Origin of the sequence: Candidatus Phytoplasma pini, from assembly GCF_007821455.1 — a bacterium.
Taxonomy (GTDB): domain Bacteria; phylum Bacillota_I; class Bacilli_A; order Acholeplasmatales; family Acholeplasmataceae; genus Phytoplasma; species Phytoplasma pini.
This window is the reverse complement of the sequence record NZ_VIAE01000001.1, coordinates 87,024-110,223: the sequence shown is the minus strand read 5'-3', so window position 1 is coordinate 110,223 and position 23,200 is coordinate 87,024. Positions and strand designations below refer to the sequence as shown.

The following is a 23,200-nucleotide window of genomic DNA, read 5'->3' as shown; positions in this document are numbered from 1 at the left end:
TTCAGGGGTTAATTTTTCCCAAACATGGAGATCGCTTTGCAAACTAATATCCTCAGGACGCCAAAATTGACTTAAATTTTGCTCGTAAAAAAATTGGGTATAAGGATCTTCCAGAATATTCCAATTTGCTGCATTATATTTAAATTCTTTTATTTTAACTTTTTTATTCATGATAAGTTATGTTTTTGCTTTATTTTCATTTCTAAATCTTTAGCTATATTGGGATTTTGTTCCAAAAATTCTTTAACTTTTTCTTTACCTTGACCTATTGGTTTATTTTTATAATTATACCAAGTGCCACTTTTTTGAATTAAATCTAGTTCTACGGCTAAATCTAATATTTCTCCTTGTCTCGAAATTCCTTGATTATAGATTATTTCTAAAGTAGCCTTTTTAAAAGGAGAAGAAACTTTAGATTTAACAACTTTAACATTAGATTTAATACCTAAAATATTATTATTATTATCTTTAATATATTCGGTTCTTCTTATGTCTAATCTTAAAGAAGCGAAATATTTTAAAGCTTTTCCACCTGGAGTTGTTTCAGAACTCCCATAAATATTTCCTACTTTTTCTCTTAATTGGTTTACATAAATAACAGTAGTATTATTTTTTGATATAATAGTAGATTGTTTTCTCATTGCTTGTCCCATGATACGAGCATGTAATCCCATATGAGAATCTCCACTTTCGCCTCTTAGTTCGGCTTCAGGAGTTAAAGCGGCGACCGAATCTAAAACAATTAAGCTAACACTTCTGCTTTTAATTAGCATTTCTACAATATCTAGAGCTTTTTCGGCTGAATCAGGTTGAGAAATTATAAAGTTATTAATATCAACTCCTATTTTTTTAGCATATTGCGCATCTAAAGCATTTTCTAAATCTATAAAAGCTACATATCCTCCTTTTTTTTGCGCTTCTGCTACAGCATGTAATGTTAATGTAGTTTTTCCTGAACTTTCTGGACCAAAAATTTCAACAACTCTTCCTTTTGGAAAACCTCCTATTTCGAGAGCAATATCTAAAGCCAAAGAACCTGTCGGTATTACTTCTAATTTATTTATCTTTTCAGAATTTAATCTCATAATACTGCCTTTGCCAAAACGTTTTTCAATGTCTTTAAGTGTTTGTTCTAATATGTTTTTATTTTCATCATTATTTATAACTTTATTTTCTTTATTCATAATTAATTTTCTTTTCCTTATATTTTTATATTTATTTTTGTTTATTATAGAAATTTTTTTCAATAATTTTGAAATGTTTTATTATGTAATATAAACCAGAAATAAAGATGCAAACAGCATTTATAATTAAACAAGATTTAATCAACATATGTATTGTATTTACAGAACATGTTTCTACAAAAGATTGTCTAATTATATTAGATAATAAAATAAAAATTATAGATATAAAAGCGAAAATAGTTTTTAATTTTCCTAAAAAAGATGATTTTATAATTTTTTTTTGTTCAAAAGCTATTAAACGCACACCCATAATTAAAAAATCTCTCATAATACTTAGGACAAGAACGCCTAAAACATAATATTCAATATTTTCTTCTATTTGATAATCTTCAAACAATACTGCTTTATTACATAATAAATGAATATATAAAAAAGAAATAATAACTAATAGTTTATCAGCTATTGGATCAAAAAATTTACCGAAAATACTTTGTTTTTTAAATTTTTTAGCAATATATCCATCTAAATAATCTGTTATACTCGCTAATAAAAAAATAATACTGAACCAAATCCTTGAATCTTTAAAAAATTTTATAAATGTAGATGTAGATTCAATTTTTATTTGTTTCTTCTCGATATAAAATAAAAAAGGTAACATTACAAAAACTAAACAAATACGAAATAGGGTAAGTAAATTAGCTACTATTCTTGTAAATTTTTTCATTTTTTTATATTTTATACCTCATATTCACTTACATAACATTGATGAAAATTAATTTTTCGTTTTTTAAAATAAATTCATTAATTAGATTAATTAGGCAATTTTAAAAATATTTTTATAATATTAATTAATTTCGAATTTTTATTTTGAAAATTAATTTTTTCTATATATTTTTTTCATCCCTATATATATTTAATTTTAACATAATACAATTATAGCAATTCTTTTAATTTTTTATCTTTTCTTTTTTAGATTATTCTATAGATTTTTAAGTTTATTTTTATTTTTAATTTTTAGATTCATAGTATTTTTTGTAATAATATTTATTATATAAATATTTTTTAAATTAATTTTTAAAATTTAAAGTAATTTTTAATAATATTTATTATATTATATTAATGTATTTATTGATACTAATAGAAAAAAATATTTTAAAAAATAGATAATAAAATAATTTTTTGTTAGTGTGCAAAAAAAGCGTTATTAAATTTTGAATTTTTTATGATAATACTAGAATTAGGAAATATTATCATTAAATACATATTAATCATAAATTTAAAAATATTTTTTACGTTAATTAAAGATTTAAAATTTTAACATCGATTTTATTTAATTAAAAAATTTAATTTAAAGAAGGAAATTAAGGAAAATTTAAATTATGGCAAATATTAAACAACAAAAAAAACGTATTAAAACTGATCAAAAACGTAGATTGAAAAATAGTTGTTTTAAATCGCGTACTAAAACTCTAATTAAGAAATTTAAAGGATTTGCGACTGACGAAAATAAACAACAAATGAATTTGTTTTTTGATCTTAGCATTTCAGCTTTAGATAAAGGTTTATCTAAAAAAATTTATCATAAAAATTTTGTCTCAAGGCATAAATCTAATTTATCCAAGTTAAAAAACACTATTAAATAATAAGATATGATAATGATAATTGATATTATTGACGATAATTGTATCTTTTATTTTTTCAAAATAGATTATTAAATATTAAACATAAACATGTAATATATGTTAGGTTTATTTTATGTTATTATAAATATAGAATTTGATTATAAACATTTTTTATAATACTAAAACACTAATTAGTATTAATATATTAAATTGTATTTTATTACAAGTTAGATGTAAATTAATTATTCGTGTTATTAATTATTTTATTGATTAATTTTTTTTAATCATGAAAAATAAAAATTAAATAATTTTTGTAATATGAATATTACTATTTTGTATTATGCATGGATATTATTGATATTATATTAATATTTTGAATTTAATTTTTTCATTATTTCTTAATTAATAAAATCAATAAGAAAATAAAATAGTAATTTATAAATTTTTTTTATGAGGTTATCTTATAAGTGTTAGATTTAAAATTTGTTATCTCAAATATAAATTTAGTTATTGAAAAACTATCAAAAAGAGGAAACGATTTTTCTTTTTTAAAAGATTTATTGCCTTTGAATCATTCTAGGAAAGAATTAATTTCTCAAATAGAAATGTTGAGATTTCATAAAAATGATTTATCTCATAATATTAATAAAATTCAAGATAATTATGAATTGAAAGAAGATTTATTTTGCAAAGAGAAAATTTCGAAACAAAAAATAAAAGAATTAGAAGAAAGATTATCGATTATTGATCATAAAATATTTGATATTTTATCTTTTGTTCCTAATATACCTCATTTTTCTGTTCCTCAAGGAACTAAAAATAAAAATAATTCATTAGAAGTTTATAGTTTTTTAGAACCTCGAATATTCTCTTTTCCGATAAAAAATCATTTAGAATTAGGGAAACAATTAGATATTTTAGATTTTAAAAGAGCTTCCAAAATTGTAGGTAGTAAGTTTGTTGTTGCAAAAGGTTTAGGAGCTCGCTTAGAAAGATCTTTAATTAATTTTATGATTGATACTCATATACAAAAAGGATATCAAGAGATATTTCCACCTTTTATTGTTAATGAAAGTTCTATGTATGCTACAGGCCAATTGCCTAAATTTAAAAAGGAACTTTTTCGTTTAGACTTAGATCAAAAAGATTGGTATTTGAATCCTACAGCAGAAGTACCTATTATTAATTTTCATCGAAACGAAATATTAAATATTAATCAGTTGCCTATAAAATATGTGGGATTCACAACTTGTTTTCGACAAGAAGCTGGTGCATCAGGTTCTAATACAAGAGGGATTTTGAGACAAAAACAATTTAATAAAATAGAATTAATTCAATTTGTAGAACCTTATTTTTCTTACAAACATTTAGAAGAAATGTTAAAAGATTCTGAAGATATTTTAAAAAAGTTAAAATTACCATATAAAGTTGTAGTTTTAGACGCGAACGATTTAGGTTTTAGTATGGCTAAAACATATGATATTGAAGTTTTTTTCCCTGGGCAAAAGTGTTATTATGAAATTGCTTCTATTAGTAATGCAGAATCATTCCAAGCTATAAGATCTAATATTAAATTTCTTGATTCTAAAAAAATTTCAAAAAAATATGTGCATACTTTAAATGGTTCTGCTTTAGCTATTGGTAGAACATTAGCAGCTATTATAGAAAATTATCAAAATGATGATGGAAGTGTTACAATTCCTGAAGTTTTGTGTAGTTATATGGGAACAGACATTATTAAGTAATTTTTTTATAAATTGTTTTATTTTTGAATTATATATTATATTAATAAGTGTTAGTATTTTTTTTGCTAAAAGATAATTTAAAATTTTTTCAAAATTTAAAAAAATACTATAGGTAGAGATATGGAATTAAAAGATATTTTAAAAAAGATTAATATTTGGCATATTATTATTATAATTATGTTATATCATATAATGGCACCTTTATTTTATATCATAAATGAACCTTCAATTGGCCCAAATGCATTGGAAATATTGGATTTTTTAGAAAAAGATGAAATTAAAAAAATTGAACCTACTTTGATGAGTGATTCTTTTTATAATATTAAAATAACTTTGTTAAATGGTCAAATAAAAAAATATCCATGGGTGAATATTTTTCAATATAATAAAATATGTGATAAAATAGAAGGTAAAGAAAAAAATTCTATAATTAGTGGTGTAGAACCAAAGCAAGATCATTTAGCAAATTTTAAAGATTCTTTTCTTGCTGGTTTTTCTATGTGTTTAAGTATTTTATTTTTTTATTATTTATATACATCATTAAAATTTACAATTTCTCCTTTATTAGAACAATTTATGGATAAACAAGGTCAAGATAAATCTCCTAATAATGAGTTTCTTGATTTTTTACGTTCTCGAAAACCTGATATAACTTTTAAAGATATTGCCGGCGCTCAAGAAGAAAAAGAAGAAATGAAAGAGTTAGTAGATTTTCTTAAAAATTCTCAAAAATATGTTGAAATGGGAGCTAGAATCCCGAAAGGTATTTTATTATCTGGCTTACCAGGTACCGGAAAAACTTTATTAGCAAAAGCTTTAGCTGGTGAAGCAGGTGTGCTTTTTATAGCAGTTTCAGGTTCTGAATTTGTAGAAATGTACGCGGGTTTAGCTGCTCTTCGTATGAGAAATTTATTTAAGAAAGCTAAGAAAAACGCTCCTTGTATTATTTTCATAGATGAAATTGAAACTATTGCTCGTAAAAGAGGTTCTCATTCTAATTTTGCGGAACAAGAACAAGCTTTAAATCAATTATTAGTGGAATTAGATGGTTATAATCAAAATACAGGCGTTATTGTAATAGCGGCAACTAATAAACCAAGAATGTTAGATTCAGCTTTATTAAGACCAGGAAGATTTGATCGTATTTTTCGTGTTAATTTACCTAATTTGAAAGATAGAGAAGCTATTTTGAAATTACACGCTTCTAATAAAAAATTAGGACCTGATGTTAATTTAGAAGAATTAGCTAAACAAACTCCAGGAATGAGCGGAGCACAATTAGAAGGTATTTTAAACGAAGCTGCTTTATTAGCTATTCGCAAAAAATCTTCTTTTATTGATAAAAAAATCTTAAGTGAAGCTACTGATCGTATTTTAATGGGCCCTGCTAAGAAAAGTAGAAAATATTCTGAAAAAGAGAAAAAAATGGTGGCTTATCATGAAGCTGGACATGCTGTTATTGGATTACGTTTGCCAGATTCTAAAAAAGTACAAAAAGTAACTATTATCCCTCGTGGCGATGCGGGTGGTTATAATTTGATATTGGATGAAGAAGAATTATTTTTTTCTTCCAAGAAAAAATTATTGGCTGAAATTACTATTTTATTAGGCGGAAGAGCATCGGAAGAATTGTTTTTAGATGATATTTCAAACGGGGCTGTTGGAGATTTCGAAAGAGCAACAGAAATCGCGAGAATGATGGTTACTAAATTTGGAATGAGCAAAATAGGATTAACACAATTCGTAGAAGATGAAAAATATTTTCATAAAAATTTTTCAGATCCAAAAGCTTTAGAAATTGATCAAGCTATTCAAGAAATTATATCAAATTGTTATGAAATGGCTAAGAAAATTATTTCTGCAAATAAAGAACTTTTATCTAAAATTTCTGAGTATTTAATAGATTTAGAAACTTTATCTAAAAAAGATATTGATGAAATTGATAAAACAGGTATGTTATTTTGGTTCGAAGAGGAAAAAAAACAAAATGTTTCAAGCGAATATATTGATTTAAATATAATAGATCAAAAAGAAGATCAAAAAACAGTACAAAACGAAAATGATAAAAATAAAATATAATTTGAATTTCCAAAATTAAATTATTATCTATAATTTATTTTGATTTTTTGAATTAATCATATATATTTGTCTTTTTTTGAAAGAAAGTAAATTTTAGAATTTTTATTATATAATAATGTATATATGAAAAGTTTTATTGTTGCTCAGAAAGAACATGGTTTTCGATTAGATTTTTTTTTAGCTCAAAAACTAAATTTGAGTAGGAATAAATCTTGTTTTTTAATCATGAATAAAAGTATTTTCGTTAATAATCAAATTGTAAAAAAAAGTTATTTTTTAAAAAAAGATGATTTTGTTACTTTTCAACAAGACAAAAAACCATTATCTTTTGCGATTGATGATTATCGACCTATAAATTTAAATTTACAAATTATATATGAAGATGATTATTTAATTGTTATTAATAAACCACCTAATTTAGTTACACATCCTTGTTTAAGTTATACTGGTGTTACTTTAATTAATGGTTTGCTTTATCAAATTAAAGATTTTTCAAAATTAAAAGGTTTTAGGCCTGGCATTATACATCGTTTAGATAAAGATACTACGGGATTAATTTTGGTCGGCAAAAAAGATGAAATTGTTGTTGAGATGCAAAAAATGCTCCAACAGAAAAAAATTAAAAGAATTTATTGGGCTTTAATTCATGGTTTTTTAGGTTATAAAGGAACTATTAATTTACCTATTAATAGAGATCATAATAATCGTTTAAAGAAAATGGTCTTTTTTAAAGGAAAAAATGCTATAACTCATTTTAAAACTATTAGAAGATTTGAAAATTTTTCTTTATTAGAATTAGAATTAGAAACAGGAAGAACCCATCAAATTAGAGTTCATCTATCTTATTTGCAGCATCCGATTGTCGGTGATCCTTTATACGGAAGAAAAACACAAAAAGAGCCTCAAATGCAATTATTACATTCTAAAAATATAATTTTTATTCATCCTAAGACAAAAAAATCTTTATTTTTTGAATCTACTTTATTTCCTCATTTTCAAGAATTTTTAAATCAATTATTATCAAAATCAAAAATGTAATTTTTATTTCAAGATAATTTTATTATAATTGTTTTAATATTTTTTATACCATAATATTATTTTTTTCATTTTTTATTTTAATAAATATAAAAATTATAAAAATAGGATAATAAAGTTATTTATGTATTTAAAAGAAATTGAAGAAAAAATAAAAAATATTCTTAAGAAAGAATATAATATTTTTGTATTTTTGAAAAATAACCCTAAAGAAAAAGAAAACTTTGATTTATGTTTGCCGTTGTTTTTATACCAAAAAATTTTTAATATAGATTTATTAGAAATTTTCGAAAAATTTAAACAAAAAATAATTATTTTAGAAGAAATCGAAAATATTTTTTTTAAAAATGGTTTTTTGAATATTAAATTAAATAGAAATTGTTTTAGTCAAAAAATTTTAACAGATATTATTGTACAAAAAAATAATTATGGTCAAGAAAAACAAAAAAATAAAGTTATTGTTTTAGATTATTCTTCTCCTAATATTGCTAAAAATTTTTCTATTGGTCATTTACGTTCTACCGTTATTGGTAATGCTATGAAAAATGTTTATCAAAAATTAGGTTTTCAAACTGTAAGTATTAATCATTTAGGGGATTGGGGCACTCAATTTGGGAAACTAATTTTAGCTTATCAAAAATGGAGTTCTAAAGATAGTATTTTAAAAAAATCTATTGATGAATTACAAAAACTTTACATTATGTTTCATGAAAAATCAGAAAAAAACGAAGAATTAAATCGAGAAGCGAAATTTATTTTTTATCAACTTGAAAACAAAAATAAAGATATTTTATCTTTATGGAGATGGTTTAAAAATATTTCTTTAAAAGAATTTAAAAAAATCTATAATTTATTAAATGTTTCTTTTGATTTTTATACAGGCGAATCTTTTTTTCATACAAAAGCTCTAAAATTATTGAAACAATTAATAAAAAAAAATTTATTATTTTTAGATAAAAAAGCTTATATTATCCCTTTAGATAATCACATCCCACCTGCTTTATTACAAAAAGATAACGGTAGCACTCTTTATCTAACAAGGGATTTAGCTTGTGTTTTATATCGTTATAAAAAATTTAATTTTCATCAATGTTTATATTTTGTAGGAAATGAACAAAAATTACATTATCAACAATTAAAACAAGTTTTAAATAAAATAGGATATTCTGAATTAAACATAGAACATATTAATTTTGGTTTAGTTTTATTCCAAAATGAAAAAATTTCTACTCGAAAGAATCATAATTATAAATTTATTGATATACTTCAAAAAACTATTGATGAAGCAGTCAATTTTATGAAAAATAAAAATAATAATTCTAATAAAATAGAACTTAAAAAAATAGCACAAAAAATAGCTATTGGAGCTATTGTTTTTAATGATTTGAAAAATGATCGTCATTTAGATATTGAATTTGATTTAAAAAAAATGGTACAATTCGAAGGTAATACAGGTCCTTATTTACAATATACTATTGTTAGATTAAATTCTATTATTTCGAAAAATTATGATAAAAAAAAATTACACGAATATAATTGGTCAAAAATGAATGTTTATTATCAAAAAAATCATTATTTTATTTTGATTAAATTGATGGATCAATTTTCAGTTACTTTAAACAAAAGTAAAAATAAAAATATGCCTAGTATTTTTGCTAGATATCTTTTGTTATTAGCTCAAAACACAAATAAATTTTATAATCAAGAAAAAATTTTAGTTATTAATAATCTTATTTTACAAGAATCTAATATTCTTATAATGAAAGCAGTTGCAATTGTTTTAAAAGAAGGATTACGTATTTTAGGTATACCTGTTTTAGAAAAAATGTAAAACAAATTTTTTTATAAATAAAATAATAAAAATTATATTAGGTATTAAATATGGAATTTTCGATACAAAATAAAATTAAAATTTTGACAGATCAATTACATCAAGCTAATCATGAATATTATAATTTAAATAATACAATTTTAACTGATCATCAATATGATGCTTTGTTAAAAGAACTAATCTTGTTAGAAAAAGAATATCCTCAATATAAATTGCCTTATAGTCCTACTTTTAAAGTGGGCGGGGGGTTAAGTGTTAAATTTAATAAAATGAAACATGATGTACCAATGTTATCTTTAGATAATGTTTTTAATTTTCAAGAATTAAAGGATTTTAATAAACGTCTTCGGAAAAAAGTGACTAATTTTAGTTTCATTACTGAATTAAAAATAGATGGAGTTGCCATTAGTTTAAAATATAAAAAAGGAATTTTAGAACAAGCTTTAACCAGAGGTAATGGAGATTTTGGAGAATTAATTACAGAAAATGTCAAGACTATTAAAAGTATTCCTTTAAAATTATCGCACGAAATAGATTTAGAAGTTAGAGGAGAAATTCTATTTGATCATAATTCTTTTCAAAAATTAAATTACATGCAACAAAAAAAAGGCAAGACGTTATTTTCTAATCCTAGAAATGCTGCTTCAGGTACCTTACGCCATTTAAATTCTCAAATAGTAGCACAAAGAAATTTATTTTCTTTTTTTTATTTAATCGTTAATCCTCCTAATTATATTACAACTCAAGAAGAATCTTTAATTTTTTTAAAAAAAATGAATTTTTCTGTTAATTCTTATTATGAAGTTATTGATTCTTTCGATAAATTAAAAACAAAAATTGATTATTATTATCATTTAAAAAAAGAATTACCTTATGACACAGATGGTGTGGTTATTAAAATTAATGAATTAGAATCACATTCTATTATCGGTTATACAACAAAATTTCCTAAATGGGCTATTGCTTATAAATTTAGTTCTATTAAGAATACTACTGTGATAATAAATATTAGTTTTCAAGTAGGTCGTACAGGGATGGTTACTCCTTTAGCACATTTATCGCCCATCATTATAGGAGGCAGTTTGGTTTCAAAAGCAACACTGCATAATTATGATTATATTAAGATAAAAGATATTCGCGTTAATGATACAGTTTTAGTTCATAAAACAGGATCTATTATTCCAGAAATTATTGAAGTAGTTAAAGAAAAAAGAACCAATGATTCTAAATCTTTCGAAATGATTCAAAATTGTCCTTTTTGTAATAGCGAATTAAAAAGAAATAAGCATGAAGTAGATTATTTTTGTCTTAACGAAAAATGTTCAGAGAAAACAATTAAAAAAATTATTCATTTTACTTCTAAAGAAGCGATGGATATTAATTTTTTAGGAAAAAAAAATTTAATTTTATTATTTCAAAAAGGTTTTATCAAAAAAATTTCTGATTTATACGATTTACAACAAAAAATAGATGAATTAGAAAATTTGTTTAATTTCGGTAAGAAAAAGATAGATAATATTCTTAAATCTTTAGAAAAAAGTAAATTTCAAACTTTCGATAGATTTTTATTTGGTTTAGGTATTAGACATGTAGGCATAAAAATCGCTAAATTATTAACTTATAAATTCAAAAATATAAATAATTTAAAAAAAGCTACTTATGAAGAAATTTCAATTATTCCTGAAATAGGAACTAAGATAGCTGAAAGTGTTTATCAATATTTTAAAAACGAAAATAATCTTAAAGAAATTGAATTATTAGAACAAAAAAAAGTTATTTCTGATTTACAAAAAAAAGATTTTAATATTTTGAATAATAGTTTATTTCAAAATAAAAAAATATCTATAACAGGTAGTTTTCGTTTTTATTCTAGAAAAAAAATAATAATGATTTTAGAACAATGTGGCGCTCATGTTATTAATAATGTTTCTTCCAATACTGATTATTTAATTTGCGGTCATAATAGTGGTTCCAAATTAAATAAAGCCAAGAATTTAAAAATTAAAATTCTAAATGAACAAAAATTTGAAAATATTTTATCATCATTAATATCGGTAGATTAGATGTGTTTATTAGCAAGATTTGTATCTCACCTTTTATTACAAAACTAGCCCCGCTCCAAATCGTGTGAACAATTTTCCAAGTACACGGCTTTCAATAATATTCTTTTTTAGGGGATTAAATATCTATTGCTAGGTAATTTATACTGCTTTTCAAATAATTTTATGTTTTTAATTTGTTGATTTGTAATTCTTTGGTGGCATTTTTTGCATAATTTCTTTGTTTTTTGTTCAAGATATTACGTCAGTTTTGGTCCCTTACCTTTTTTTTGTGATGGATTTTAACAATTCTCTATTGATCCGCGCTGTTCGCATCTTTCAGCGGCCAAATATCCAAGGTGATAATAGCATTATTTATATATAAAATAATATAATATTTTTTTTGAAAAAAATAATTCTAATTCAATTTATTTAAAAAAATTTTGTTAATAAAAAGGTCTAAAAATATAAAAATGAAAAATATTGGCATTGATTTAGTTGAAATTTATAGAATAAAAACAATAGGTATGCAAAAAATAGTTAATCGTGTTTTATCTTTAAAAGAAATTGATATTTATCAACAAATTCGCCATATGGAAAAAAAATATAGTTTTTTAGCTGGCAGATGGGCAGCAAAAGAAGCTATTTTTAAAGCTTATCAAAGAGGCGATTTAAAAAATAATTATCGCGATTGGTCGATTTTAAATGATATTGTTTCTGGATTTCCTTATGTAGAAAATATTTCTAATCCTCGAATTATGATTTCTATTACTCATAGCGAAAATTATGCTTTAGCTTTTGTTATATTATTTTAATATTATATTTTTTATATCATTGTATTTAGCGAATTAATATATAATTTTAAAAACATATAAATAATTATATTAAAAAATTATCGATATTATTAAAAAATATTTGTGATATTATATTTTTTAAATAAAAAAATTTTTTAAATTTGATCTAAATATAATTTAGAATATTTTTAGTTTATATGTATTAATTCATTTTCAATTACTTTATAAAAAAAAGAGTAATTAATTTAACTCTTTTTTTTATTTATAAATATTTCTTTTGATTTAAAATATTTTATTGGATGTTTTTCTTTGTATTTATGTTATTTAGATTTTTTTTATTATTTATAATAAAAATTATGTAAAAATAACTAATAATAATACAAATTAAAATAATTAAAAAAATATTTTGTGAATTTTTTATTGTATTTAATTGATTGTTTAAAAAATTTATTTTTTCTATTTTGTTATCTGTTTCTTCAAATTGGAAAATATATTTAAAAAAATTTTTTATTGTTTTTTCTAAATCTTTATATTTTTGAAAAATTTTCTGAAAATTTAATTCAGATCTATTAAATTTGTTATTAATTTCCATTTCTTTATCAATATCGAATTCTGCTTCTTTATTGTCTATTACGTTCTTTAATTCTTCTTCAGTTTCTTTAAAATTTTTTTCAGTTTCTTCGTATAATTTATCTTTTTCAAGATCTAATGTTTTTTGTTTGATATTTGTCAGCATCTCTAGTGTTTTTTCTTTTTCACTTAAGTTTGCAAATTTTTCTAATTCTGCCAAAATTTCATCATTTAATGCTTTTGTGTCATATAATAATTTTTTTTGTGTTTCAGCTTTATATTGTTTAATTTGTGAAATAATGATTTTATAATCTTTTAACAATTTTTTGTAGTTGTCTTGAATTTCATTAATTTCTTCTTGTTGCTCTTCTTTGTTCCCGTTTTGCTTTATTCTTATTAATTTTTCTTCTTCTTGGTTAAATTTATAAATGAATGAATCTTGTGCGTTTTTATCGTCGTTTAAACTTGATTTTATTTTATCTAAATTGGTTTCTGTTTCGATGTTTTTGGTTTTTAATTCTTCCTGTATTTGTTTTGTATTACGTAGTTCTCTTTCAGCCCATTCTTTCTTTTCGTTGATTTGTTCTTTTAAAGTTTCGATAGTCTCAAAATTTGCTATTCCAAAAATTTTATTTTTAAAATTTAAATTAAAAATTAATATAAAAAATATTAAAAAATAATATGTTAGATGAAAAAATATTTTTTTAAATAAAAAAATATTTTTTTTAGATTCTTTCAATATTTTTATTTTTTCTTTTCTATTATGAGTTTTTGAAAAATATTATTAATTACTATTATTTTAATAAAAATAATATAATAATATCCTAATGGATTATATCATATTAACATTTTATCATAAATAGATAATAATGATTTTTTTGATATTTTAAAATCCAAAAATAAAACAATTTAAATATCTATATTTTCATGAAATAATATAAAAAAATATTAAATTGTATTAATTTTTATTTTTGAAATATTGTGTTATTACATTTTTTGAATTAAGCTTTTGCCTGTCATTTCTTTTGGTTTAGTTATTTTCATCAATTCTAATAAAGTTGGCGCAACATCGCATAAAGAACCGTTTTTTAAACAAATTGTTTTATCTGTTATAATAAAAGGAACTAAATTAGAAGTGTGAGCTGTATGTGGATTTCCCTTTGTATCTTTCATTTGTTCTGCGTTTCCATGATCAGCTACAATACAAGCTTTACCTTTAATAGATAAAATAGCTATAACAACTTCTCTTAAACAATTATCTATTGTTTCTATTGCTTTAATAGTTGCTTCGAGATAACCTGTATGCCCTACCATATCAGGATTAGCAAAATTCAAAATCATAGTTTGATATTTTTTAGATAAAATTAATTTTTTAGCGGTAGCAGCAATTTCTAAAGCGCTCATTTCAGGTTTTAAATCATAAGTTTTTATTTTAGGGGAAGGTATTAAAACATGATCTATTTTTTCTAAATTAATTTGTTTTCCGCCATCAAAAAAGAAAGTGACATGAGGATATTTTTCTGTTTCTGCAATTCTTAATTGATTTAATCCTAATTTAGAAATAATTTCGCCATAAGTATTTTTTAATTTATTTTTTTCAAAAGCTACCATTGCCTTTACTTGAGGAGAATATTGTGTCATTGTTACTAAACAAAGATTATGAATTAATTTTTCACCTTGAAAATTAATTTTTCCTTCGGAAGAAAAATAAGAAGTCATAGAAGGATTGGATAATGCTGTTGCTAAACGCATAGCACGATCAGAACGAAAATTTACAAAAATAACACTATCATTATCTTCAATTAAGCCGTTATAATTAGAAATAAAAGGTTTAATAAACTCATCTGTAATTCCTTTTTTATAAGAATTTGCAATACCTTTTAAAGGAGAATTGACAAAGTTATTTTTTTTAGATGTCAACATATTATAAACTAAATTAATACGATCCCAATTATTATCTCGATCTAAACCATAATATCTTCCTGAAATAGAAGCAATTTGAACACCATAATCTATTAAATATTTTATATAATAAATACCTGATTTAGGATCTGCGTCTCTTCCATCCATAAAAGCATGTAAATATGTTTTTTTTTCTAAATTATATTTTTTTAATAAATCAAATAAAGCTATAAAATGATCGATATGTGAATGAATACCACCATCAGAAACTAATCCTAAAAGATGCATTTTACTATTATTTTTTTTAACATGTTCTATTGCTTTTAAAAATTTTTCATTATTAAAAAAAGTTTTGTCATGGATAGATTTATTAATTTGTGTTAAGGATTGATAAACAACTCTTCCAGATCCTAAATTAATATGGCCTACTTCGCTATTTCCTACTTGATCTTTTGGCAAACCTACTTCTTCCCCTGAAGCTTTTAAAGTAGTATTAGGAAAGTTTTTAAAGAGGTAATCTAAATAAGGTGTTTTTGCTAAATAAAAAGCATTATCTTCTTTTTTTTTAGATAAACCCAAACCATCTAAAATAATTAGTCCTACAAAATCAAACATAATCACAAAACTCCTTTTTTAGTTATAAAAATATTTTTATATATTTTACATATATTAATATTTTTTTTATTCATATATAATATTATTTAATTTTCTTATTAAGAAAATATGGTATTATTTGTTAGTTATGAGATTTTTAAATTAATTATTTTGGATTAATAATGAATATTATTTTTTTAAATTATAAAAATTTTTAATACCTAAATAAGGAATATTACCTATTTTTTCTTCAATTCTTAATAATTGATTATATTTAGCAATACGATCTGTACGAGAACAAGAACCTGTTTTAATTTGACCTGTGTTCGTAGCTACAACTAAATCAGCTATAGTAGTGTCTTCGGTTTCTCCGCTTCGATGAGAAATAATAGCTGTATAAGAAGCTTTTTTTGCCATTTCGATAGTTTCTAAAGTTTCTGTTAAAGTTCCTATTTGATTTAATTTAACCAAGATAGAGTTAGCTACTTGTTGGTCGATTCCTTGAGATAGTTTTTGAGTATTTGTTACAAATAAATCATCACCTACCAATTGAATTTTTTTACCTATTTTTTTTGTTAAAATGTGCCATCCAAGCCAATCATTTTCATCAAGTCCATCTTCAATAGAAATAATAGGATATTTATCAATTAGTTTTGTATAATAGGAAATTAATTCTTCGCTTGTGAAAAAACTGTTATTTTCAGAATTTAAAATATATTTTTTCTTTTTTTCATCATAAAATTCTGATGAAGCGGCATCTAATCCTAAAAAAATATCTTTTCCTGGTATATAACCTGCATTTTGGATAGACTCCATAATTATCTGAAAAGCTTCTTCGTTTGAATTCAAATTTGGAGCATATCCGCCCTCATCTCCCACAGTAGTCGGATATCCTTTTTGTTTTAAAATTTTTCCTAAATGATGAAAAATTTCTGTACCATAACGCAAAGCTTCTTTAAAATTAGGAGCTCCTGTTGGTAAAATCATAAATTCTTGAAAATCAATATTATTAGAAGCATGAGCGCCACCGTTGATTATGTTTATCATTGGAACAGGCATTTGTTTAGGTTGTATTCCACTTATGTATTGATATAGTTCTAATCCAAGATGATTAGCAGCCGCTTTTGCGCAAGCCAAAGAAACTCCTAAAACAGCATTAGCTCCTAATTTAGATTTATTATAAGTGTTGTCAAGTTGAATCAATAATTTGTCTATTTTGTTTTGTTCTAAAACTGAATAATTATCTTTTAAGGCAGGTTTAATTATTTCATCAATGTTTTTAATCGCTTGTAAAACTCCTTTTCCCAAAAATCTTTTTGAATCATGATCTCTTAATTCAACCGCTTCATATTTTCCTGTAGAAGCTCCAGAAGGCACTATGGCTCTTCCGAAATAACCCGAATATGTATACACTTCTACTTCTATTGTAGGATTTCCTCTAGAATCTAAAATTTCTCGAGCTAAGATATTTTCTATATGTGGCATTGATAAAAACTCCTTATTATTTTTTGATTTAAATGTAAAAAAATATTTTTTTATTTTTTTAATTATTATTAATATTTTAATATTAAATTGATTCTATATTCTATCAACATAAATTAATTATTAATTATATATAATTGATATATTTATTTTAACATTATTTTTTTATGTAATAAAATTTATTATCTTTTTCCCTAAATATTTAGATAATGTTATTTTTTGATTAAAGAAATTTCAAATGATAATTATTCCTGAAACTACAAAACAATTTTTTCAAAAGAAAAAATTATCTTTTTTGCAAAAAGATCATTTTTATAATAAAAAAATATCATTAATTTTATAAAAGAAATTTTGCAAAAAAAATCTTTATTAGCGTCGGAATTAATTTTTTAGAAGATAAGAAGTAATTTTTGAAAATTATTTTATTTCTAAAAAGTGTTTAGTTCGCTAAAAGAAAAAAGTCAAACTAAAATAAATTTGACTTTATTTTTTTTATCTTCTTGCTGGTTCCATTAAAATGGAACAGAACCAAATAAAAAAATGTTATAATACTTTTGAGTATTTATATATTCAAAAATGAAATTAAAATTAAAATAAAAAAGTTAAAAGTATATAATTCTAATAAAATATATAGTTGTATTATTTTAGCATTATATTATTTTATTATCGAAAAAAAAATTCTTACCTAATTACTTTTATTTTTTCATTTTTATGTTATTTTTTTGTTTCAAGAAAATAATTAAAATAATTATTTTTTATTTTATTTAATAAAATATGTATTAGTTATCGTTCGTAAGAAAGGATTATTATATTTTAGAATATGAAAATTTATCAATTACCTAAATTAAATTATAATTATGATGCTTTAGAACCTTTTATTGATAAAAAAACTATGGAAATACATTACTTAAAACATCATCAAAATTATACAGATAATTTAAACAGTGCTTTAAGTAAATATCCTCAATTAATATATGATTTAGATTTTTTATTAAAAAATTTAAGTTTAATACCTGAAGATATTAGAATTCTTGTAAGGAATAATGGAGGGGGATATTTTAATCATACTTTTTTTTGGAAAATTTTAAAATTATCTAATTCAAATGATTATGATGAAACTATTCAATTAAAAAAATTAGTTAAAGAAAATTTTGGTAATTTAGAAAATTTTAAAAATCAATTTCTTTTGCAAGCTAAAAATCTTTTTGGTAGTGGTTGGACATGGTTAATTTTAGATTTTAAAAATCAATTAAAAATTGTTGTTACTTCTAATCAAGATACACCGTTAGATGAAGGACACCCTCTTTTAGCCATAGATCTTTGGGAACATTCTTATTATTTAAGTTATCAAAATCGTCGTGTTGATTACATAGAAGCTTTTTATAATGTTATTAATTGGAATCAAGTAGATAAAAATTTACAAGAAGCTTTAATTTCTAATTCAGCTTTTTAAAAAAGATTAGTTATTTTTGAATTTTCAAAAAATGAATTGTAAAAAAATTTTATGTGGCCTATTAAAATCAAAAAAAAATTAAAGGAAGATATTATTCAAAGTCTTTATCAATATGATTTTTACCAAGAAGAATTAAAAAAATATAATAGTAATGTTCCCGAAAATATACCATTGTTTCAGTATATTATTGATAATATTTCTATTATAGATCGAATTATTGAAAAAAATTTGTATAATTATCAAATAAATAGATTAAATAAGGTAGATAAAGCTATTATTCGCTTAGCTACTTTAGAATTATTAGAAAAAAAAGTTTCTTATAGAATTATTATTAATGAAGCAATTGAATTAACTAGGAAATTCACTTGTTTAGAAGAAAATAAACAATGTAAATTTAATAATAAGTTGTTACAATTAATTTATGAAGACATTAGAGATAATAATTATATAAAAAAAACGAGCTTTTAGTTATTAAAAGCTCGTTTAAATATTTTCATTGAATATATTTTAATAAATCATATTTAAATTAAAATTTTTATATTTCTTTTAATTGTATTATTGCGATTATTAAAGGTAAGAATAGCAAAATAAATATCAAAATATAAATTATTATTTTTGACCAGGGAATTTTTTTTTTATTGTATTTATGTTTTTGATTATTTTTAATTGTTTGAAATTTTTTTTTATCTTTATTATTATTTTTTGGATTCGAATTTTTCATATTTCTCACTTTAAATTAACAAATTTATAAAACTTGATTTTTTATAAAAAATAATAAAAATAAAAAAAATTCTATATTTATTATAGATGAAATTTTAAATTTGAACAAATAAAAAATAAATATATGTGATATATTCTATAATATTTTTTTGAAATAGAAAAATCAAAATTTAATAAAAAATTAAAGGATATTTAAAAAATGTATAATAATTACATTACTCAAAAATTAAAACAATTAAAATTTTCTGTAGTAACTCCTATCCAAAAAGAATTATTTTTGAAATTTCATCAACCTTATAATTTAATAGGAATATCGCCAACCGGAACAGGAAAAACACATGCTTATTTATTACCAATTCTTAGCAAAATAGATTGGAATAAAAATATTATACAAGCTATTATCGTTATTCCTACCAATGAATTAGTTTTTCAAATATTCCTTATGTTAAAAGAATTTGAAATAAGAAATTCTCAAATCAAAATTTTTTACGGAGGCATGGATAAAAAGAAAATATCTTTATTTTTAGAAAAAAAACAACCTAATATTTTAATCACGACCTTAGATAAGTTATATGAATATTCACATATTTTAAAAAAAATAAATATTTGTACAGCTTCTTTTTTGGTTTTAGATGAAGCTGATATGTTATTTGATCAAAAATCTTTAAATTCATTAGATGTTTTATTAAAAAAATGGAATCCTAAAATTTTATTATTTTCTGCTTCTATAACAATAGCCATGCAACCTTTTATTAATAAATATTTTGGTAAATCTTTATTTTTAGATGTTAATTCACAACATAAATTAAATTTAAAATATTTTATTTTACAAAGTCCTATTCAAAAACGTCTAAATGATTTAAAACATTTATTAATCAATTTAAATCCTTATTTATCTTTGATTTTTGTTTCTAAAAAACAAGAACAAACAAAAATTTATAATTTTTTAAAACAATATAATTTAAAAATTTTAAATTTTTCTTCTGATTTATCCGTAAAAAAAAGAAAACAATATATTTTAGAAATTAAAAAAATGAAATATCAATATATTTTAACTAGTGATTTAATGTCTAGAGGATTAGATTTAGATGTTTCTTGGGTGATTCATTATGATTTACCAAAAAAAAATATAGAATTTTTTATGCATCGAAGTGGTAGAACCGGAAGAATGAATAAAAAAGGAAATGTTGTTATATTTTACGACATAGAAGATCAAAATTCTTTACAAAAAATCAAAAAAATAAATAATATTGATTTTCAAAAAATTATTTTAACTAAAAATGGTTTTCAAGAAAAAAATAAAAAAAATCTCTCGAAAAATAATCATAATCAGATATATAAGAAAAATAAATTTATTGAAAATCAAAATAAAACAAAAGATTATTTTGCGTATAAAGACAAAAACAAAAAAAATATAAAATTTAAAATAAAAAATAAAGGAAAGAAAAAAAGAAATGATTAAAATAGGCAGTCATGTATCTTTTAAAAAACCTTTAATGTATTTTGAATCTTTAAAACAATCTATTTCTTTTGGTGCCAATACTTTTATGATTTATACAGGTGCACCTCAAAATACTCAAAGAATAGATTTAAAAAAAGCTTATGTTTCTGAAACTTTAATAGAAATGCAAAAACATAATTTTATTTTCAAAGATTTGGTCGGTCATGCCCCTTATATTGTTAATTTAGCTAATCCTAATACATTAAAAAGAGAATTTTTTATTAAATTTTTAACAGAAGAATTAAATCGTTTTGCAAAATTAAAAATTAGTCAAATGGTTATGCATCCTGGTAACGCTATTTCTCAAAATAGGAAAGAAGCAATTCATTTAATTGCTGATGGAATTAATCAGATTTTATATAATACCCGTCATTCAAAAGTGAAAATAGCATTAGAAACTATGGCTGGTAAAGGCAATGAAATAGGTTTTGTTTTTCAAGAATTAAAAGATATTATTTCTTTAATTCTAGAACCACAAAGAATTAGTGTTTGTTTTGATACTTGTCATGTTTTTGATTCAGGTTATGATATTAAAGATAATTTAGAGTATATTCTACAAGAATTTGATTCTATTATCGGTTTAAAATATATAACAGTTTTTCATATTAATGATTCCAAAAATGTTTTAGGAAGCAAAAAAGATCGACATGAAAATATCGGATATGGTCAAATAGGATTTGAAGCTTTAATGAAAATTATTTATCATCCTTTATTTATTTTTGTACCGAAAATTTTAGAAACTCCTTTTATTAAAGGTTTATCTCCTTATAAAGAAGAAATCAAGATGATCAAACAAAAACAATTTAACCCAAATTTGAAAAATTAAAAATAAAAAATTCATATATTTCATTAAATTCAAATATATTTTAGATTTGTTTTTATTTTTATATTAAATTATATATAAAAACAAAGTAATTAAAATACTTTTGTAATTTAATTGACTTTTATTTATGTTTTTAGAAAAAAACAAATATAATTTAGAGTGAATGGTTAAAGATTAAAATTAATTAGATTTTTTTCTTTTAATGTAAAAAATAAAGGGAAATGATAAGAAAATTAAAATATTGAAATATAATTTGATTAATTTAAAAATTTCTAGATATTTTTTTATATTAATATAAGTATAATTTTATATTTTTGAATTTTGTTTTAAATTCGATTTTATATTATAATTTTTTAAAATAAATTTAAAGAAATTCAAGAAATCGAGGCAAAATTGTTTGTTCAAAAGAGTAAAATCTATCAAGGAACTTTACGATAAATATGTAATTTATTTAAATCAATCAATTTTAATCGAAGGTTGGTTAAAAAATAGACGTTGTCAAAAAAAAATGGTTTTTTTAGATTTGAATGATGGTACTTCATTAGATGATTTACAAATAGTTTATAGAATAGATGATTTTAATAATATTGTTAATGAAATCAAAAATAATTTACAAATTGGTATCTCTTTACAAATAAAAGGTTATTTAGTTAAATCAAAAACAGAAGAACAAAAAATTGAAATATTAGCTAAAGAAATTATCATTTTAGGAAAAAATTATTCTGATTATCCTATTCAAACTAAAAAACATTCTAAAGCTTTTTTAAGACAAAACGCACATTTAAGATTAAGAACGAAACTTTTTGGAGCTATTTTTAGAATCAGAAGTACCGTTTATTATGCAGTAAACGATTTTTTTCGAAAAGAAGCATTTTTTAATATTGCTACTCCTATTATTACAACTAGCGATGGAGAAGGAGCAGGAGAATTATTTAAGGTAACTTCTTTTGATTTAGAAAAAATACCTTTTGATCAAAATAAAAAAGTAGATTATAAAAAAGATTTTTTTGGACAAAAAACTTTTTTAACAGTTACGGGACAATTAGAAGCTGAAGCTTTTGCAACATCTTTACGAAAAGTTTATACTTTTGGTCCTGTTTTTAGGGCCGAAAATTCTAATACTCCACGTCATATTTCTGAATTTTGGATGATAGAAGTAGAAGAAGCTTTTTGTGATTTACAAAAAATTATAAATTTGGCACAAAAATTATTACAACAAATTATTAAATATTGTTTAAAGAATAATATTGAAGATTTTTTATTTTTAGAAAAAAACGGAGAATTTAATTTGATTTCTAGATTAGAAAAAATAGCTTTTTTAGAAAAAATAAAACAGATTGATTATAAAGAAGCTATTAAAATTTTGATAAATAATCAAGATCTTTTTGAAAATAAACCTTTTTTTGGTAGTGATTTATTTAATGAACACGAAAAATTTTTAACTGAAATATATTTTCAAGAACCTATTTTTATTATAAATTGGCCTAGAAATATTAAAGCTTTTTATATGAAAGACAATTCTGATCATCAAACAGTGGCTGCTATGGATTTATTAGTACCTAAAGTAGGTGAATTGATCGGAGGTTCACAAAGAGAAGAAAAATTAGAAGTTTTAATTAATAAAATGAAAGAATTTAATATTGCTTATGAAGAGTTAGAATGGTATCTAGATTTACGTCGATTCGGGAGCTGTATTCATTCAGGATTTGGTGTTGGTTTTGAAAGATTATTGATTTTTTTAACAGGCTTAGATAATGTTAAAGATGTTATTGCTTTTCCAAGAACTCCTGGGAATGCTTTTTTTTAAAAAATATTGATTGAATTGA

The 23,200-nt window shown here is 21.9% G+C and carries 17 protein-coding genes and 1 pseudogene; 12 read left to right on the top strand and 6 right to left on the bottom strand.

Annotated elements, in window-relative coordinates:
* The 3 genes and pseudogenes from MDPP_RS00450 to MDPP_RS00440 all read right to left on the bottom strand — a co-directional run.
* Window positions 1-171, bottom strand: a pseudogene (locus tag MDPP_RS00450) (ribonucleotide-diphosphate reductase subunit beta); the annotation flags it as partial.
* Window positions 168-1,184, bottom strand: a complete 1,017-nt coding sequence (gene recA / locus MDPP_RS00445) for a recombinase RecA (RefSeq protein ID WP_186390718.1) — start codon at window positions 1,182-1,184, stop codon at window positions 168-170. The gene recA and the pseudogene MDPP_RS00450, both read right to left, overlap by 4 nt.
* 31 nt (window positions 1,185-1,215) lie before the next feature.
* Window positions 1,216-1,908, bottom strand: a complete 693-nt coding sequence (locus MDPP_RS00440) for a CDP-alcohol phosphatidyltransferase family protein (RefSeq protein WP_144658236.1) — start codon at window positions 1,906-1,908, stop codon at window positions 1,216-1,218.
* A gap of 655 nt (window positions 1,909-2,563) precedes the next feature.
* Here MDPP_RS00440 and rpsT point away from each other — a divergent pair.
* The 7 genes from rpsT (at window position 2,564) to acpS (ending at window position 12,350) form a co-directional block, all read left to right on the top strand.
* The gene (rpsT, locus tag MDPP_RS00435; protein WP_144658235.1) at window positions 2,564-2,827 is read left to right on the top strand and encodes a 30S ribosomal protein S20; all 264 of its coding nucleotides are present in this window, start codon (window positions 2,564-2,566) and stop codon (window positions 2,825-2,827) included.
* 446 nt (window positions 2,828-3,273) lie between these two features.
* Complete coding sequence (serS, locus tag MDPP_RS00430; protein WP_144658234.1) at window positions 3,274-4,551, top strand: serine--tRNA ligase; 1,278 nt, start codon at window positions 3,274-3,276, stop codon at window positions 4,549-4,551.
* 120 nt (window positions 4,552-4,671) lie between these two features.
* The gene (gene ftsH, locus MDPP_RS00425; protein WP_144658233.1) at window positions 4,672-6,630 is read left to right on the top strand and encodes an ATP-dependent zinc metalloprotease FtsH; all 1,959 of its coding nucleotides are present in this window, start codon (window positions 4,672-4,674) and stop codon (window positions 6,628-6,630) included.
* A gap of 123 nt (window positions 6,631-6,753) precedes the next feature.
* Window positions 6,754-7,668: an RluA family pseudouridine synthase gene (locus MDPP_RS00420; RefSeq protein WP_144658232.1), complete on the top strand. Its 915-nt coding sequence runs from the start codon at window positions 6,754-6,756 to the stop codon at window positions 7,666-7,668.
* Window positions 7,669-7,789: 121 nt separating this feature from the next.
* Entirely contained in the window at window positions 7,790-9,496 is a 1,707-nt protein-coding gene (argS, locus tag MDPP_RS00415) for an arginine--tRNA ligase (RefSeq protein WP_144658231.1), read from the top strand.
* Window positions 9,497-9,546: 50 nt separating this feature from the next.
* Window positions 9,547-11,559, top strand: a complete 2,013-nt coding sequence (gene ligA / locus MDPP_RS00410; protein ID WP_144658230.1) for an NAD-dependent DNA ligase LigA — start codon at window positions 9,547-9,549, stop codon at window positions 11,557-11,559.
* Window positions 11,560-12,008: 449 nt separating this feature from the next.
* Window positions 12,009-12,350 carry a holo-ACP synthase gene (acpS, locus tag MDPP_RS00405; protein ID WP_144658229.1) on the top strand — a complete coding sequence of 114 codons (342 nt, stop codon included), beginning with the start codon at window positions 12,009-12,011 and terminating at the stop codon, window positions 12,348-12,350.
* A gap of 271 nt (window positions 12,351-12,621) precedes the next feature.
* On the opposite strand, the gene MDPP_RS00400 is transcribed toward acpS, so the two are convergent.
* From MDPP_RS00400 to eno, 3 genes are all read right to left on the bottom strand, one after another.
* Window positions 12,622-13,638, bottom strand: coding sequence for a hypothetical protein (locus tag MDPP_RS00400; protein WP_144658228.1), 1,017 nt, complete (start codon window positions 13,636-13,638; stop codon window positions 12,622-12,624).
* A 248-nt stretch (window positions 13,639-13,886) separates the two neighbouring features.
* On the bottom strand, window positions 13,887-15,416 hold the full coding sequence (gene gpmI, locus MDPP_RS00395; RefSeq protein WP_420885455.1) for a 2,3-bisphosphoglycerate-independent phosphoglycerate mutase: 1,530 nt from the start codon (window positions 15,414-15,416) through the stop codon (window positions 13,887-13,889).
* 168 nt (window positions 15,417-15,584) lie between these two features.
* Entirely contained in the window at window positions 15,585-16,880 is a 1,296-nt protein-coding gene (gene eno, locus MDPP_RS00390; protein WP_144658227.1) for a phosphopyruvate hydratase, read from the bottom strand.
* An 817-nt stretch (window positions 16,881-17,697) separates the two neighbouring features.
* On the opposite strand from eno, the gene MDPP_RS00385 reads away from it, so the two are divergent.
* The 5 genes from MDPP_RS00385 (at window position 17,698) to asnS (ending at window position 23,181) form a co-directional block, all read left to right on the top strand.
* Window positions 17,698-18,330 carry a superoxide dismutase gene (locus tag MDPP_RS00385; RefSeq protein WP_144658226.1) on the top strand — a complete coding sequence of 211 codons (633 nt, stop codon included), beginning with the start codon at window positions 17,698-17,700 and terminating at the stop codon, window positions 18,328-18,330.
* A gap of 51 nt (window positions 18,331-18,381) precedes the next feature.
* Complete coding sequence (locus tag MDPP_RS00380) at window positions 18,382-18,798, top strand: transcription antitermination factor NusB (protein WP_144658225.1); 417 nt, start codon at window positions 18,382-18,384, stop codon at window positions 18,796-18,798.
* A 451-nt stretch (window positions 18,799-19,249) separates the two neighbouring features.
* Window positions 19,250-20,512 (top strand): DEAD/DEAH box helicase, encoded by a 1,263-nt coding sequence (locus tag MDPP_RS00375; RefSeq protein WP_144658224.1) that lies wholly within the window; start codon window positions 19,250-19,252, stop codon window positions 20,510-20,512.
* On the top strand, window positions 20,505-21,377 hold the full coding sequence (locus MDPP_RS00370) for a deoxyribonuclease IV (RefSeq protein ID WP_144658223.1): 873 nt from the start codon (window positions 20,505-20,507) through the stop codon (window positions 21,375-21,377). Before MDPP_RS00375 ends, MDPP_RS00370 begins: the two co-directional genes overlap by 8 nt.
* 394 nt (window positions 21,378-21,771) lie before the next feature.
* Window positions 21,772-23,181 (top strand): asparagine--tRNA ligase, encoded by a 1,410-nt coding sequence (asnS, locus tag MDPP_RS00365; RefSeq protein ID WP_144658222.1) that lies wholly within the window; start codon window positions 21,772-21,774, stop codon window positions 23,179-23,181.
* The last annotated feature ends 19 nt before the right edge of the window (window positions 23,182-23,200 follow it).